This is a genomic window from Chryseobacterium koreense CCUG 49689, from assembly GCF_001045435.1.
Taxonomy (GTDB): domain Bacteria; phylum Bacteroidota; class Bacteroidia; order Flavobacteriales; family Weeksellaceae; genus Kaistella; species Kaistella koreensis.
This window is the reverse complement of sequence record NZ_LFNG01000011.1, coordinates 1-14,786: the sequence shown is the minus strand read 5'-3', so window position 1 is coordinate 14,786 and position 14,786 is coordinate 1. Positions and strand designations below refer to the sequence as shown.

Here is a 14,786-nt window from a genome sequence, read left to right as displayed (position 1 = left end):
CTACGCTGTGTCTATTAAATAGTATAGAGATTTACTAAAACAAATCTAATATTTTTCTGCCAATATCTGAATCAAGAGAGCCATCCGCATTTAAAACAGAAATTTTGCCTAATCCACACTGGTGCTGGTCATTGTCTGAAATTTTTACAAATCCCACAAACCCTTTAAAATCGGATTGATTAGAAGGATAAAGTAAGAGTGATTTTCTACAATCCCAATATTCATTGTAAACATACATCTGTCGCAAATCATCAGTAGAAGGTTCGCCATAGTCAATGTTTTTCCATTTGGTATCAATAACAAAACGTTCACTATTTTTAACTAGAAGAATATCCGGTCTTACCGTAATGTCTTTCCAAAAAGGTGTTGCATTTTGACCATACACAGCATAGCCTTCCTTTCCAACTACTGACTGTTTCAGACGAATTAAAACATATTCTTCCCAAAGCTTATTCATATCAAATAATAATGCCAGCAACTTTTCAGAACCGCTTGAAACATTGGGAGCATAGTTTAGGATGATTAATCTTGCTATTGAGACAGCAGTTTCGTAAGGGGCAGTTTTTCGGGATTTCGGAATTTTTGTAAATGTATTTTCATTGGCTTTGATGGAGGCTACAGCTGGAAAATCCAACTGCACGGTTTTACATTTACTGTACAGATAGGTTCCTTTCGATAATGCAGCTACAATCTCTAAAGCCTGGCCCAAAATCTGATGCACGAGATGGTCTTTTTCATACACTTGATGCGTCGTATAAAAACGTTCTTTATGAACAAGATTTTTCTGAATATGACCTGCAAATTCCAGTTTACCTTTCAAAGCTTTTACGTTTCCCGTCTGTTTGTAGTATTGCTTTATTAGACCTTGATGAATCAAAACCTGCATTTCATTGAGAAACCATTCAAAATAGAGATCTAATAAATGAATAGACTGTTTGGAAAGCTGGGCCTCACCAACTTTCTGTATCTTCAATTTACGAGTAACTCGTAACATTTCTATTAAAACAGACTGCCACTTGTTCTTTGTCTCTTCATTTTCTACCTCATATTGGTCCACTTTAGGCAAAATTTCAATCGTGAGACCGTCAATTTGCACGACGCCCACAAACTGTTTAAACACCACCCCATTGTGTTTAAGATCGAAATATTGATAATTGTGTAAGGCATTGAGCTTCGACAACGCTATAAAATGACGTTGACCAAATCCTTTTTCCCCTATGGCCAAAAAGCTGTGTTCGAAAACCTGAATCCTAGGCATTTACTTTGCTTTAATAAGAAGACTTTCTAAAGCTTCAATAATATTAAAAGTTTCATCGATCGGCTTTAAACGCAGAACACTCCCATTCTCAGGATAGTTCTGTGTAGGGAAGGAAGCGAAAATATCTTTAGTATAATTTTCAGAGTCTTCAAAAAAACCTTTTCCCAAAATCAATCCTATTTTTTCGTAATCTCCATAGAAATACTCTTGCAACAAAGGAATAATATTATTTCTGAAAGTACTTTTAAGGTCCTCTTCAGAATTGATATTCATAAGATACGAATGTCCAATAGTATGATCTCTGTCAAGAAGGATTTCTACCCTTTTATTTATCGTTCCTAAAAGTTCCTTCAATGCTATTCCTTCAATTTTCTTATCGGTAAGCACTTCAAGATCAGGAAGCATTTCCTCAAAGAAAAAACGCCGTCTGAGTGCAGTATCCAACGCTTCTACACTACGGTCTGCAGTATTCATTGTCCCAATGATATAGACATTGGACGGCACCCCGAATTTGGTTTTGCTATATGGTAGGGTGAGCTGCAGTTCCTCCGGATTTCCCAGACGTTTATCTTCTTCGATCAAGGTGATCAGTTCTCCGAAAATTTGGGAAACATTCCCTCTGTTGATTTCATCAATGATTAATACATAAGGTACTGCAGGCAGTGGTATTTCCTGAGTGATAGGTTTTGTTTTAGATTTTATTTTATCATTTATATATTTTACCACTGCCCAGTAAGCAGTAGAATTAGATCCCCCAATAACTTCTCTGAATTCTTTATCAATATTTTTAATGACGGTGAGGTCAGGAAAAGCTGCCTGAAGTTTTTTAGCACGGGAAAAAGAGACCGTATACTCTCTTGCCTCATTAGAAGATTGTGGTTGAACTTTTAAGTTTCCTTTGTCAGTAATCGCGACAATATTCAATCCCATTCCTGCTGTCTGAATACCAAGTATCATGAATTGTTCGCCATTAATGTGCTCATCTGCCTCCTTCAGAAGATCATCCCAGGCATCATCAAAAGTATATTTACTCCTTACTTCTTCAGACTGAAGCCTGATTGTTTGTGCATTTTCCGAAATCTCCTTGAAAATCCCTTTCTTAATCTCGTAGATCACAGTCTTTACTCCCTCAGAATCTTCTTCAATTTCCGGTTTAATCCCTTCCACAAAATCCTCATAACTCATGCTTTGATGGAAAGTAGTAAACACAATTTGGCCTGCGTCCACCAAGCGTTGGTACTCTTTTTTAACCAGGTCTCTTTCCTGATTAAGATCAAATTCTGGATTGGCGATGCTGATGGCTTTATTAATACTATGATAAGTCTTTCCGGTTCCTGGTGGGCCGTATAGAATTTGATTGAGCGGCATTTTAAATTCCGAAGGCGTAACAATAATTAAATCATCCTCTTCTTCCAGTTCGTCTTCAAGCTCCTCAATAATTTTATATCTTTGAAAACGTTCTTCCATTTTTCCAAACATTTTCGTTTGATCTTCTTGTGAAAATCTGTTAGCAATAAAATCCGGATATTTATTTTTATAAATAAGAATTTGCTGATTAACAATGGGCAAAATCTCGTTCAAAAAATTATTTAAATCATCCTGGAGTTCTTCAAAATTATCATAAACAGGTTTGGAATAAGCCGCAAAAAATTCCATTTTATTAGAATCGGGCGCATAATAACCGTTAGGAAATTTTTCTTTAAACAAAGGTTTTATACTTTGAATAAATTCCAGGGCATATCTGTTTTGATTATCTATTGGAGATTTTGTCTGGTTGAACTGAAAGTGAAATTCAATTTTATTATTTTTAGTCACGGTAAAAACCAAATTGATAAGATCACCGGACGAACCTGGATATGCTACAGGTATATACCAAAAAGTGGTGGAAAAATATCTCGATTTTTCGGTCCCGATAAAGTAGTTCAGTTCCGCTCCTTTGTTTGCTTTCTGCCGAACTGAAAACGTAAAATTATCATCAGTCTCGTGTTTACTTTTAAGCCAGTTAAAAACCTGTATTTGTAAGTCCCTGTATATACTCATTTCAAATTATTACTAAATTATGTATCGTGCTGATTCTATCTGCTACCCCTCCACTCCTTCAATAAATACCTCCACAAAATCCTGAACCTTTTGGATGATTCGCTTTCCGATATTATTTCTTTCTGTGAGTTTCGGTTTAACTTCAAGCAGCTGTAATGCTTCACTCAGTTTTGGCACCTTGGAGGTAAACAGAAACTGATTGATCGTTTCCTGAAATTGGGCTTTATTAAGGGATTCCTCTTCCGCGATCTTTTCAAAAGCTGCCGTTTTCTCTTTATTCCAGTAAGTTTGAAATTCGTCGGTTACCGAATCACCATCTGTGATTAAAGGCATATTTTCTTCGATGAACTTCTCAATCAATGCCTTCTTGCTGCGCAACTGTGCATCACCGGACAGGATCTCACGAATCTCTTTCATCTTCTGTTCCCGCTTCGAACCTTTTAGGTCAGAGTCTTTTAAGCTGGCCAAGAGGGTCAGGATATAACTGACATTAATTTCATCGCGGTGTATCAGTTCCAGCTCAAAGTCAACATCATCCAAAATACTGACTTTCCCATCTCCAGTTTTAGGATGCGTAGTAGTCCAAATATCCAGATATTTACTTTTATAGCCGTCGAATTCAAATTCATCCATATCCAGGGCATCAAAACTGAAATCAGCAAAAGACTTTAAAACATTCAGCATCCGCATGACTTCCCGGAACGCCTGTACAAATTCAAATTGCTCCTGCTCTGTTTGAAAACGGTCTACGCTGGATATCTCCGGCGCAATTGCTTTCAGTTTCAATAAAGCGGCATTGAACAGTTCAATATAGTCTTCGATGGGCTGTATGATAATTTCATTGATGCTTTCTTTGTTTGAAAATAAAGTCACCGCCTCATCAGTGGCAGATTTCAGATTTCTGAAACAGACAATATTTCCCTGAGATTTTTTCTCCCCCAATATCCTGTTGGTTCTGGAGAATGCCTGTATAAGGCCATGGTATTTAAGATTCTTATCAACGAATAGCGTGTTAATTTGGGGACTGTCGAATCCCGTCAGAAACATATTGACGACGATGATGAGGTCCAGATCTTTGTTTCTTACTTTCTTTGCGATGTCATTATAGTAGTTGTAGAAACTCTGACTGTCTTTCGTAGTAAAGTTGGTTCCGAACATCTCATTGTAGTCCCCAATATACCTTTCCAGGACATTCCTGCTGTGGGAATATCCATACTGCGCAGCAGGCTCCGCAACCATCGCCAGTTCATCCGCCTCTTCGTAACTTCCATCGGCTTCTTTTGCCTCTTCATTAGTTCCGTAACTGAAAATCGTGGCTACTTTGAGCCCATGTCTTCCCTCTTCTTTTTTCGTCTTGAAATGATCATAGTATTTCTGAAGCACGTCGATACTGCTCACACAAAACATGGCATTGAATGTTTTCTGATGGGTTTTCCTGCCATATTCCGAAATAATATAATCGGCGATTTTTTCAATACGCTGCGGGCTTTCAAGAAGTTCCTGAGTATTGATGCCCTCCACTTCGGTATCAATATAGGTATTGCTTCCTTCCTTCTCCTTATAACGTCCTACGTATTCCACTGAAAACTTCAGAACATTGTCATCCCGGATGGCATCGGTAATGACATATTTATGCAGGCAGTCTCCGAAAAGCATATTGGTGGTCGCCGGTACTCCTTCAAGTTTTCCCACGGCATTTTTTTCAGAAATCGGGGTTCCTGTAAAACCGATCATCTGCGCTTTCCCAAAGTACTTCCTGATGTTCTGATGCGTTTCTCCAAACTGACTCCTGTGGCATTCATCAAAAATAAAAACTACCTTTTTATCTTTCAGCCGCTCTATTTTCCGGCCATGTTTTTCTTTGGTAATGGCAGTATTGAGCTTTTGGAGGGTGGTGACGATGAGTTTCGTATTATCTGCCAGTTGCTTTACCAAGTGATGCGTATTTTCAGTTGCATCCACACTCCCTTTCTCAAAAGCATCAAACTCCTTCTGCGTTTGATAGTCGAGATCCTTCCTATCGACCACAAACACGACCTTTTCCACTTTAGGAATTTCCTTAAGTATCTGGCTTGCTTTAAAAGCGGTGAGTGTTTTTCCTGAGCCCGTGGTATGCCAGATAAATCCGTTATTGTCAGTATTCCTGACCTTTTCTACAATCTTTTCCACGGCATAATACTGGTAAGGCCGCAGCACCATTAGGATTTTGTAGGTTTGGTTCAGCACAATGTATTTTGTGATCATCTTGGCAATATGACACGGCTCTAGAAATGCCTGTGCAAATTCGTCGAGTTGGGTAATCGTATTATTTTCCTCATCGGACCAGAAAAAAGTCTGCTTGAAAGTCTGCTTCGCGTTATTTGAATAATATTTGGTATTAACCCCGTTGCTGATGACAAAAAGTTGCACAAAATTAAACAAGCCACTTCCGGAAGTGAAGGACTGGTGATGATAGCGGTTGATCTGGTTGAAGGCTTCCTTCATTTCCAGCCCCCTTCTTTTCAGCTCGATCTGCACCAGAGGCAGCCCGTTAATTAACACGGTGACATCATAACGGTTTTTATATTCTCCCTGCTGAGCAATCTGTTGCGTCACCTGAAACTGGTTCTGGCACCAGTGATCCTGATTAATGAATTCAATCCATTCTGAGGAGCCGTCGTCTCTGGTAAACTGAAAACGGTCGCGCAGTAACTTTGCTTTTTCAAAAACACTTCCTTTCGAAAGGTGGTTAAGTATCTTTTCAAACTCTTTCTCCGAAAATACTTTCTTATTGTGAACTTCGAGCTGTACTTTTAAGTTCCGGATCAGATCAGCCTCATTGCTGATTTTCACTTTTTTGTGACCCAGTTCTGCTAACTGCTCTACAAGTTTCTGTTCTAAAATATATTCGGGTTGGCTCGACATTCGTGTTTTCTATTTTTAATGTTTCAGGATTTTCTGCTTAGATGCAAATGCTTTTCAAATATAAAAAAGATAATTCTTTTAAAGCGGTAAAAGAATTATCGGATAAAAAGCAAAAGACACACCCTGGGACGCTGTTCTGCGGGTAGCGTGGTGTGTACTGTTGCGTTAAAGGTACAATATTTTTATCAAATAAATAATTATTTCAGCGCCTTAAACATCTGTTCAATCGCCTTCTTCTTCTGTTCCATATTGGGATGTACGTACAGGTTTAAGGTAGTACTGATATTCGAGTGTCCCAACAGAACGCTCACCGTTTTGTAATCGCAATTGCTCTCAATACACCGGGTGGCAAAACTGTGCCTCAATCCGTGAAATTTCAGTTCGGGAATCTCGAGAGCGGCCATCAGGTTCTTATAATACGCTCTGTAGGTTCGGGGCTCAGTGGGCTTTGCATCATTGGTTAAGACAAAAAAAGTAGGATTAACAATTTTTTTAAATGGTTTCAGCATCCGGAGCAGATCCCGGCTCATAGGTATTTCCCGGATGGAGTTTTTCGTTTTGGGCGTATCCAGCAGCAGTTCGGTTTTTCGGATTCCGTCTTCAATCATATAGATCCTTTGAATGGTTTTACGGACATGAATCACGCCATTGTCGGTATCAATATCTTCCCACGCCAGCGCACAGATTTCGCCGATGCGGATGCCCGAAGACAGACAGATATAAACACCGAGATTCCTGAACGTAAAATGCTCCTGGACATAGTTCATAATCTTTTTCTGATTGGTTTTACTCAAAACTTCAATGCTTTGACTTTCCCGGACGGTTGGGTACTGAATATCAAAAGGAGTATAAGTTAAAAGCTTGTGTTTTGCTCCAAACTTCAGCACCATTCTCATTACGATCAGCACATCTTTAATGCTTTTCTGACTTAATCCCTGATTGAGTTTTTGGAATACAAACTCTTGTACCACTGTTTCCGTAATTTCCTCCACATATTCCCCAAAGGCCGGAAGTAAGTGGTTCTCAAGCAATAGAATATAAGCAGAGAAGGTAGATCGTTTGACGTACATTTTTTTGTCGTTTTTCCAAAGCGTCGCGATTTGGGCAAAAGTCTTTTTTGAATTCATAAGTTAATTTTTTGATTATTCCTAAAAGTATGAATTTAAGATTGAGGATTACCAGTCTTCAGGAGTTAGCATATATCAATTTAAATCTTTGCCTTTCCAACTTTGAGATTTCCGGGGTTTGAAGAGGAGTGGATATTAAAAAAACTGAATGAGGTTGCTAATTTTTACTCAGGCGGAACGCCCTTAACATCTAAAAAGGAATACTTTGACGGAAACATCCCTTTTATACGATCAGGTGAAATAGATTCAGATAAAACTGAGCAGTTTATAACAGAATTAGGTTTGAAATCTTCCTCAGCTAAGCTAGTTGATACTGGAGATATTTTGTATGCGCTTTATGGTGCTAACAGCGGCGAAGTTGCAATTTGTAAAATACACGGAGCAATAAATCAAGCAATTTTATGTATAAAGTCAGAAGAGAATCATTATTTCATTTACTCTTATCTCCTGCTAAAGAAAGAATATGTCACAAAAACATTTTTGCAAGGGGGCCAGGGAAATTTGTCAGCAGAAATCATTAAAAACTTAGAGATAAAAGTACCGTCTCTACTCGAACAGCAGAAAATCGCTATGTTATTTTCTATTCTCGATGAAAGAATTACAACTCAAAAGAAAATAATTGAGGACCTAATTACTGTAAAAAATATAGTCATTAAGAAAATATTCGAAGGTAAATTACAATTCACATCCGAAGACTATAATTTTTCGCATTTACAGCCAAAAACGCTAAGTGAATTTTTAAGCATTCCACGTAAGATAAAACCTGATATAATTGACAAAGACAAATTGCTAACTGTCAAGTTACATTTAAAGGGTGTCCACAAAAATGAAAAATCGGAAACCTTATCAATAGGAGCAACTAACTATTTTGTAAGAGAAAAAGGACAGTTTATTTATGGTAAACAAAATCTGTTTAATGGTGCATTTGCAATAATACCAGATTGTTATGATGGTTTTCTATCTTCTGCAGATGTTCCTGCTTTGGAAATTAATAGTGACAGATTGAACGGAAAATATTTGTTTTACTTATTTTCAAGGGAATCTTTTTATAAAAAATTAGAAGATATTTCTACTGGTTCAGGAAGCAAACGAATTCACGAAGCAGACTTATTAAAAATTAAAATATTAGTTCCAAGTTTAGTAGAACAAAACAAAGTTGTTAAATTCCTCTCCTCGCTCGATGAAAAAATTAACGTCGAAAAAGACTTAGTAATTAATTACGAAAATCAGAAAAAGTATCTACTTGCCAATCTGTTCGTCTAGAGAGAGAGAGAGAGAGACTTTGATAAGACTTTTAAACAAAAAGATTTGCCAAAAGATATTTCTTTTGGAACTCATATTGATCTAAGATTTTCTTTTCTGTTTCAATTTTTTCGTATATAGAAAGAAGGAAGTTGGCAATTTTATTCTGTTCTTCCAGTGAAGGAAACGGTAATTCAATTTCAGAGAAATATGAATAACTTATCATCTTGCCGTCCCTTATTCCTTCAAGTTTTTTATTTAACAACTTAATATACGATTCTGATTTTAGGAAATATTTATAAAACTGAGAGTTGATTGGTATTTTATTTTTCAATATAATATAAGCCGGACTACATATACCCTTATAATTAGAATATTCGATACCTCCTTGGAAACTTCTGAGGCTAATTATAAAATCCCCTATCTCTACTATTTTATAACTTTCAACACTTTTGTCTGTTACTGAAATCTTGTAATCTATTAGATCTCTTGGCACAGCACCATATTCTTGAGTTATTGCAAGAATTGGTAAATCAGAATTATGATTCTTGTTTGTCACACTTTCAAAAATTTCATTTCCAAATTTTATTTTCCACTTTGAAAAATCTACTTTTTGTTCATTTTTCAATCTTAGTTTTTGTGTAAATAGTTTATACATTACACCTTTACATAATAATTTTAAGTCGTCAATTATTTTCTTTTGGGTGTGAATTCTGCTATCAATGTCAGATAAAAACGTCGAAATTTTATCCTGTTCTGTCCTATTAGGAGCTTCGAAGCAGTAACTTGCATATTCTTGTGAATTAATACCGGGCTGGCCGGATCTCATCGACATTAATTTAACCCATCTTTTATACTTTTCTGTTTGAGTTTGAATAAATATGAAATAAGGATTAAAGACTTTCTTGATGCGGGCTCTTATTAAAAATCCAGCGAAATATAACTTGCCATCGTCTAAATTATAGAGATAGGATTTACCTGTGCTTGCACCTGTTCTAGCAAACAATACATCATTTTCCCGAACGAGATATTTATCTGTAAGATTCCCTGCCGGAGAAACCGGAAACTCCGGTTTATATTTTGATGAACTTTCATCAATATCCGTAATTCTTATATATCTATTTTCCCCATCAAATTTAATTGCAGAAGCATTCATTCCGTAGTCAAGAAATTCGGAACATTCGCCTAACGATCGTGTATTCCACTCCTTTTCAAACCCCGGAAATCTCAAATTTGGAAAATTTCGACTTTTCAATTTTTCTGTCATCGTCTTGGTTACTCTTTTGTTGGTGTTACAAAGATTGAGGATATTAAATCTTTGGTTATTAATAAATTATTTTGCATCTTTGTACCGGAAATTAAATTTTTAATAAAAATAAAGGATTGGGGTGTCCCCGGTCGAGCAGAAGCCAAGCGTAAGTTTGGCTTTTGTTTTTTTAAGGGAATATTTTGAGTCCATATCTTTTGTTGCCTTTACTATATATTTTATCTTTTAAAACTTCAAAAGCCGGATTGGCCCGCTCTGGCTCTATGACATATCTCGCGATTGGATAAGCAACTAAATCCGCCAGCTGTAATCCATTGATGTTCTCTTTTTTATCCTTAAAGTGAATGGTGATTTTTAAATCTGCCAGTCGCCCGGCCTCGATGTAAGCTGTGCCTCTTGACATCAGACGCTGAAAATGTTCTTCCAGTTTTTTATCCTCCTTCTTTCCTCTTTTTTCAATGACTATTTCCAATTGCTTGTTTTCATCTTTCTTTTCATCTAAGCAGAACACAGCCCGCTCTATAATAAAGGACAATGCCAATTCATAGACGTCATTGGAAAGCCTGCCGTAATTTTTTATATATTTTTCTTTACTGATCGCGGAAGCGATAATCCTGTATTTGGAATCCTGAATAATCCGGTTAACATGCTCATAGAATTTACTTTTTAAGTCTAAATCAAACAGAACCTGAAACTCTTTATTGCATTTTCTGATATTCCTGGAATGAAAAATTACTTCTTTACTCCCCCAAAAATTCCGTTTAACCACATTAATTGTGCTGCGTATTATATTATAATTTTCATCTGAAACAAGGACTCCACACAATAAAAATACCGGAAAATTCCTATCTAGATTTACCAATCCGTGATCACCACTTTCATCAATATATAAATAATACTTTTTCATACTAAAAAACCAGCCCTAATTCTTTTAAATACCCATTAATTTCCACGTCCAGTTCAGCACGTTTGGCCTCCAATTCTTTAATTTCTTTCATCACCGCCTGGATATCAATTTCCTCTTCTTCCTCAAAAGTATCAACATATCTCGGAATGTTTAGGTTATAATCGTTTTCTGCAATTTCCTGTAATGTAGCCAGATGAGAGAATTTCTCTTCCGGGATTCTTTCCTGATAAGTTTTTACAATCTTATCAATATGTTTAGGAAGCAGTACATTTTGGTTTTTCTGTTTTTCAAATTCTTTGCTGGCATCAACGAACAGGACATCCTCGTTCTCTTCACGGCATTTCTTAAACACCAGAATACAGGTCGGAATACTGGTTCCAAAGAAAATATTGGCAGGAAGACCGATGACGGCATCCAGATAATTTTTCTCTTTGATCAGATATTTCCTAATCACCAATTCAGCAGCGCCACGGAACAAAACTCCGTGAGGCATTACAACCGCCATTATTCCGTTTTCATCCAAATGATAAATCATGTGTTGTATAAATGCAAAATCGGCTTTGGACGCTGGAGCTAATTTTCCGTATTGAGAAAATCTTTCGTCCAACAAAAGCAATTCATTGCTGCTCCACTTCGCAGAGAAAGGCGGATTGGCAACAATGGCATCGAAAGTTTTATCAAGATGTTGCGGTTTTTCTAGCGTGTCTTCCTGCTTAATATCGAAATTACTGTAATTTACGCCATGAAGAATCATGTTCATCCGTGCCAAATTGTAGGTGGTACGGTTCATTTCCTGCCCATAAAAATCACTCACCTTGGCTTCTTTCGCCACTCGAAGAAGTAAAGATCCACTTCCACACGTAGGGTCATAAACCGATTTTAGCTGTGTTTTTCTGCTGGTAACGATTCGCGAAAGAATGGTAGATACCTGCTGGGGCGTATAAAACTCTCCTGCTTTTTTCCCGGCGCCACTGGCAAACTGTGAAATCAGATATTCGTAAGCATCTCCCAGAACATCAGCATTGCTGTCGGAAAGATTAAAATCAATCTCATCAAGGTGATACAGCACCTTCGAAATAAGCGTATTTTTTTCCACCTCCGTTTTCCCCAATTTGGAAGAAGTAAGATCCAGATCTTCAAACAGATTGTCAAAATCATCTTCACTGTCGGTACCCAGAGTGGACTGCTCAATATTGGTGAGGATTTTGGAAAGTTCAGGAAGGATGAAATTCGACTTACCCTCTTCTTTACCACTGCCCTTTTTAGCAATATTACTGAAAAGTTCGGACGGTTTCAGAAAGTAGCCCAAATCTTCTACAACTTCATCATAAATCGCCTGCACAATTTCTTTTCCGTGCTCACTGTTTTCATCCACATCACTATAATCAATCTCTTCACCAGAATCCAGTAATATTTTGTTGGCGGTAAAATGGATTTTCTCAGAGAGGTATTTGTAGAAAATAAATCCCAAAATATAGTCCCTGAATTCATCGGCATCCATCTTGCCTCTCAGCGTATTGGCAATATTCCAAAGCTGCTGCTGCAGCTGGCGTTTCTGTTCTTCTGACATTTAAAATAAGTTTTTTTAGATTAAGGGTCCACAATCCCTAAGAATGCTAAAATACTAAAAGTTTTGGACTGTACATCCCATGCATGCACAATTGTATTTAACAAAAGGCTTATGGATGTAATTATGGAAGATCCAAAAATTTACTGCTGCGCAAATGGAGCGCATTTTATTATCCCTCTCCGGAGTTTCCATCTCTCTTATCTTTCACGATTTCGGAGCTTTATTTGGGTTATACCTTTTCGTTTTGCGAGGCAGCTTAAGTTCAAAGAACTTTGCCAAAGTTCTAAACTTTGGCAAAGTTGACTAAATCTTCAGCCTAAAATCCATAATCATTCACCAACCCACTAAAATCCAGCACATCCCGATGCACGAAAACAATACTTCTAACCTCGATACCGCCAATGATGCCAGGAATGATGCCGCGGATTTGCAACCACCGGAAAAATACCCAACAGTCCTTTCCTCCCCACCCTAAAAAAGAAGAAACACCTATTCCCCTCCGCGGAGGGGTGGCGTTACGGCTCGCCGGAATGACGGGGTGGTTCCCTTTCATTTCCATATCATCGATTGATGAAGTCGAGTGAAGTACAACATTGGATGATACCGCGGATGATGGCCCGAATGATACCGCGAATAATAGCGCAGATGATGGCACGAATGATGGCGCAGATTTGCAATCCGTACCGCCTCAAAAACCGGGTGAAACTTCTACAAACTTTGCCAAAGTTTAGAACTTTGGCAAAGTTGATTAACATGCGTTCCCATCCGTAAAGCTAAGCAGAAAAAAGTCTTTATGCGGAACGGAAACTATCGGCCCTTCGCTATTTTTCACTTTGCAGCACTTAACCACTTCTTTACAATAGCGGTCAGGTGTGGTTGCTCCTCTTCAAGGTCTGCCACACTTTTAAAAGTCGCTACTGCCCTATCGTTTTCCTTCCAAATTAAAAGATTAGAGGGGTCATCAATTAATTTGCTTTTGGGGCGCTCCTGTTTCTTTGCGCCACGGTGAAAGATAAGTTGAATGGATGCAGAGGTCGGTGGTTGAACCCGCATGGTTATTCGGTCCTCGCCACCTAAGCTATAATTGGGGCCGTTCCATTTTATCGATTCGGTCAAATTGTTGTCCGCCGACAGAATACCTATCCGCAACTCCTCTATTACCGGTCTGAGTGGGTGTTCTAGCGCGTCCAAAAAGGCCGATACTTCGCTGTTTAATTCAATTTTTTGTTTTGCCATTTTTGAAAATGTAAGCAGTGTTTCAATTCTTTTTGGAATGTCGGCGGTCAGTCGTCCGTCGGTTTTGCTTTTGTCGGTTCATAATAAAAAATGGTCGCACCGGAACGGAGGGTTTTTATCTTGATGAGTTTCAACATAATTCGGCCATTGATTGGGTCAAATAGTTTCAGCCCCTTCCCTTCAATCATAGGATGAATACAAATTTGAAATTCGTCAATGAGGTCGCTGTTTAGCAGTTGAACGATCAGACTTCGACTTCCTACCACGACATCCTTTCCCGGCTGCTGTTGGAGCTCCAGCACTTTTTCCTCAAGAGGAACGTCCGAAAGTTGGGCACTGTCCCAGTTCGTGTCTTGAAGGGTGGAAGAAAAAACAAGTTTTGGAAGCTTGTTAATGGCAACAGCAAAGTCGTCCATGGATTTTATACGGGAGGGCTGGTCAATCAATGTTTTCCAAAATTGCATCAGTTCATAGGTGATCCTGCCATATAAGATAATGCCCGCATTAGCGATGAGTTCCGTATAATGCTGATGCAGTTCTTCATCGGCAACTCCGGCGGTATGGTCGCAGACTCCGTCAAGGGTCATATTGATCGCTGCAATAACTTTTCTCATATTCTACCTTTTTGTTGTACTTCTGCCCTACTTAGGTCGTCTTCCACAACCTGACTGACGCCTTAATTAATCACTAAGAATCATCCATTTACAAATCAAAACCCTCATTCCTCAAACCAAATGTAGTGAATTGTTTTGGAATACGCTCCACCAAACACCCCTTACAACCACCGATTTTGTCCGGCGGTTTCCAACGCACATTCTGCCAAAAAGGCTGTTGCGGATCCGCCAATACAGAATTTTGAGCACCCGCCGGAAACGTGGCAAATTACAAATTTTGCAATCCGATTTAAAAGTGGAACGAAGCGTTTTCGTCCCCCGGACTTTTCCTCAAAAATCCCGGTATTGTAGGAAAGGAAACCTGGTCCGTATCGCAATTTTCGGGAAGCGCCGTCCGCCGCAGGAATTTCTTTTCGTTACCCGACTTTTCTCTGCAGATTAACTCCACACGTGAGGTCACCTGTATTCATCAGCGAAGAAAAACCGCAGAAATGCACTTCTGTAGGCTTCCAAGCGCCACAAAAAAAGCAGTTCTTTTGAAAAAACGGCTTTGTGTATCTAAATTCTAAAAACGACATCCCCATAAGAGGACCAAAATGCCGCCGAAAAGCTACCGGAGCT

13 protein-coding genes are annotated in these 14,786 nt (G+C 38.3%); 3 read left to right on the top strand and 10 right to left on the bottom strand.

Annotated elements, in window-relative coordinates:
- Window positions 1–34 precede the first annotated feature (34 nt).
- From ACM44_RS08705 to ACM44_RS08690, 4 genes are all read right to left on the bottom strand, one after another.
- A complete protein-coding gene (locus ACM44_RS08705) occupies window positions 35–1,258 on the bottom strand; it encodes an McrC family protein (RefSeq protein ID WP_048499653.1) in 1,224 nt (407 codons plus the stop codon).
- Window positions 1,259–3,073: an McrB family protein gene (locus ACM44_RS08700; RefSeq protein ID WP_206540194.1), complete on the bottom strand. Its 1,815-nt coding sequence runs from the start codon at window positions 3,071–3,073 to the stop codon at window positions 1,259–1,261. It abuts the gene before it with no gap.
- Between the two features lie 267 nt (window positions 3,074–3,340).
- Entirely contained in the window at window positions 3,341–6,202 is a 2,862-nt protein-coding gene (locus ACM44_RS08695) for a type I restriction endonuclease subunit R (protein ID WP_048499651.1), read from the bottom strand.
- Window positions 6,203–6,399: 197 nt separating this feature from the next.
- Entirely contained in the window at window positions 6,400–7,329 is a 930-nt protein-coding gene (locus ACM44_RS08690; protein ID WP_048499650.1) for a tyrosine-type recombinase/integrase, read from the bottom strand.
- 102 nt (window positions 7,330–7,431) lie between these two features.
- On the opposite strand from ACM44_RS08690, the gene ACM44_RS14860 reads away from it, so the two are divergent.
- Window positions 7,432–8,592, top strand: coding sequence for a restriction endonuclease subunit S (locus ACM44_RS14860; protein WP_053215454.1), 1,161 nt, complete (start codon window positions 7,432–7,434; stop codon window positions 8,590–8,592).
- Between the two features lie 31 nt (window positions 8,593–8,623).
- On the opposite strand, the gene ACM44_RS14855 is transcribed toward ACM44_RS14860, so the two are convergent.
- From ACM44_RS14855 to ACM44_RS08670, 3 genes are all read right to left on the bottom strand, one after another.
- Window positions 8,624–9,838: a restriction endonuclease subunit S gene (locus ACM44_RS14855; protein ID WP_053215453.1), complete on the bottom strand. Its 1,215-nt coding sequence runs from the start codon at window positions 9,836–9,838 to the stop codon at window positions 8,624–8,626.
- A gap of 169 nt (window positions 9,839–10,007) precedes the next feature.
- Window positions 10,008–10,745: a DUF3800 domain-containing protein gene (locus ACM44_RS08675; RefSeq protein WP_048499649.1), complete on the bottom strand. Its 738-nt coding sequence runs from the start codon at window positions 10,743–10,745 to the stop codon at window positions 10,008–10,010.
- A 1-nt stretch (window position 10,746) separates the two neighbouring features.
- Entirely contained in the window at window positions 10,747–12,315 is a 1,569-nt protein-coding gene (locus ACM44_RS08670) for a type I restriction-modification system subunit M (protein ID WP_048499648.1), read from the bottom strand.
- A gap of 593 nt (window positions 12,316–12,908) precedes the next feature.
- Between ACM44_RS08670 and ACM44_RS15335 the strand changes: the two genes are divergently transcribed.
- Window positions 12,909–13,046, top strand: a complete 138-nt coding sequence (locus tag ACM44_RS15335) for a hypothetical protein (RefSeq protein ID WP_160303993.1) — start codon at window positions 12,909–12,911, stop codon at window positions 13,044–13,046.
- Between the two features lie 97 nt (window positions 13,047–13,143).
- On the opposite strand, the gene ACM44_RS08660 is transcribed toward ACM44_RS15335, so the two are convergent.
- Window positions 13,144–13,551 (bottom strand): DUF1801 domain-containing protein, encoded by a 408-nt coding sequence (locus tag ACM44_RS08660; RefSeq protein ID WP_048499646.1) that lies wholly within the window; start codon window positions 13,549–13,551, stop codon window positions 13,144–13,146.
- A 47-nt stretch (window positions 13,552–13,598) separates the two neighbouring features.
- Window positions 13,599–14,165 carry a dihydrofolate reductase family protein gene (locus ACM44_RS08655; RefSeq protein WP_048499645.1) on the bottom strand — a complete coding sequence of 189 codons (567 nt, stop codon included), beginning with the start codon at window positions 14,163–14,165 and terminating at the stop codon, window positions 13,599–13,601.
- Between the two features lie 79 nt (window positions 14,166–14,244).
- Between ACM44_RS08655 and ACM44_RS15515 the strand changes: the two genes are divergently transcribed.
- A complete protein-coding gene (locus ACM44_RS15515) occupies window positions 14,245–14,607 on the top strand; it encodes a transposase (protein ID WP_183325455.1) in 363 nt (120 codons plus the stop codon).
- Here ACM44_RS15515 and ACM44_RS15585 read toward each other — a convergent pair.
- On the bottom strand, window positions 14,582–14,786 hold a 205-nt coding region (locus ACM44_RS15585), incomplete at its 5' end, for a hypothetical protein (protein ID WP_048499644.1). The genes ACM44_RS15515 and ACM44_RS15585 overlap by 26 nt on opposite strands.